Consider the following 1,842-nt stretch of genomic DNA (forward strand, 5'->3'; position numbering starts at 1 on the left):
ACCATGGCGCTCGACCGCAAGGCGCTCGGTGACTCGCTGGTCAAGGGGCCGTTCACCGCCATCTATCCCGGCGGCCTGTCGTCAGGAACCAGCTTCTACGACCGCGCTTCGACGGTCTACTACCCCTTCGACCTCTACGGCGCCAAGGCGGAACTCGCCAAGGCCGGCCTCAAGGATACGGATGGCGACGGCTTCGTGAATTTCCCTTCCGGTACCGCCGGCGGCAAGAATGTCGAGATCGTGATGCTGGTCAACAACGACTACACGACCGACAAGAGCCTTGCCGAAGGCGTCGTCGCCCAGATGGAAAAGCTCGGGCTTCGGGTCGTGCTCAATGGTCTCAACGGCACCCAGCGCGACGCTTCCCAATATTCGGGCCGCTTCGATTGGCTGGTCCGGCGCAACGAACAGGAACTGACGTCGGTGGTGCAGAACACCGTGCAGCTTGCCCCGGTCGGCCCGCGCACCAGCTGGGACCATCGGGCGCCGGAGAACGGCGAGGTCGATGTGATGCCGTTCGAAAAGGATCTCGTCGATATCGTCAACAAGTTCGTCTCGACGCAGGACAACGACCAGCGTGCCAGCCTGATGAAACAATTCCAGAAGATCTCGACGGAGCACGTCTACAATGTCGGCCTGACGGAATATCCCGGCGCGCTGATCGTCAACAAGCGCTTCTCGAACATTCCGCAGGGCACGCCGATCTTCATGTTCAACTGGGCCGAAGATTCGATCATCCGCGAAAGGGTCTTTGTCGCGGCCGACAAGCAGGCGAAATACGAATTGTTCCCCGAGGAGTTGCCCGGCAAACCCGGAGAGAAGGGGCCGATGAATTAGGTTTACCTCCCTGACTGAGAGACCTCCGGACGCAACCAAGGGCGCGATCGGCGAGACAAGGAAACGAACCGTCCATGCTGCGATTCCTGCTCACGCGCATAGCGTCGGCAATCCCGGTCCTCGCCATTTTGAGCCTGGCCACCTTTGCCATCATCCAGGCGCCGCCGGGCGATTATGCCGACTACATCCGCTCGCAGGCGATCAACCAGGGTGGAGCCTCCTTCGCCGAGGCCGACGCGCAGGCAAAGGCCTATCGCATCGAGCATGGTCTCGATAAGCCGCTGCCTCTCCAGTATCTCAACTGGATCGGTGGCATCGTCACCCGCGGCGATTTCGGCTACAGCCTGTACTACAACAAACCGGTCGCCGACGTGGTCGGAGAGCGCCTGCCGCGCACCCTTCTCCTGGCGCTGGTCTGCCATCTGCTGGCCTCGGTGCTGGGCATCACATTCGGCATATGGGCGGCGACAAGGCAATACACCTGGATCGACTCGACACTGTCGGCCATCTCCTTCCTCGGCATGACGGTGCCGCGCTTCCTGATGGCGCTGATCATCGTCTATCTCCTGGTGTTCCAGTTCAACGTGTCGGAGATCGGCTCATTCTTCTCGCCGCAATATGGTGGCGCGCCGTGGTCGTGGGCCAAATTCGTCGACCTGGTCAAGCATGTCTGGCCGGTGGTGGCGATCGCGACTTTCGGCGGCCTCGCCTACAATATGCGCGTCATGCGCGGCAATCTGCTCGATACGCTGAACGCGCAATATGTCGAGACGGCCAGGGCCAAGGGGCTGACGGGTGCCGCCGTCGTCATGCGCCACGCCGTGCCCAACGCGCTGCATCCGCTCATCATGTATCAGGGTGTGGTGCTGCCCTATATGCTGACCGGCGAGATCGAGACCGCGATCATCTTCGCGCTGCCGACGGTCGGCCCGGCGATCGTCGGCTCCATGGCTGTCGGCGACGTCTATGTCACCGCCACCTTCATGATGGTGCTGTCGGCGACGC

At 61.8% G+C, this 1,842-nt stretch carries 2 protein-coding genes; both read left to right on the forward strand.

From position 1 onward, the window contains the following. A partial coding sequence (locus tag EOC06_RS43830) for an ABC transporter substrate-binding protein (RefSeq protein WP_245470183.1) occupies nucleotides 1-837 on the forward strand: 837 nt, incomplete at its 5' end. Nucleotides 838-911: 74 nt separating this feature from the next. Beyond that, nucleotides 912-1,842: ABC transporter permease (locus tag EOC06_RS29440; protein ID WP_164898802.1), on the forward strand; the 931-nt coding region annotated here is incomplete at its 3' end.

Source organism: Mesorhizobium sp. M7A.F.Ca.MR.362.00.0.0 (assembly GCF_004023175.1).
GTDB lineage: Bacteria > Pseudomonadota > Alphaproteobacteria > Rhizobiales > Rhizobiaceae > Mesorhizobium.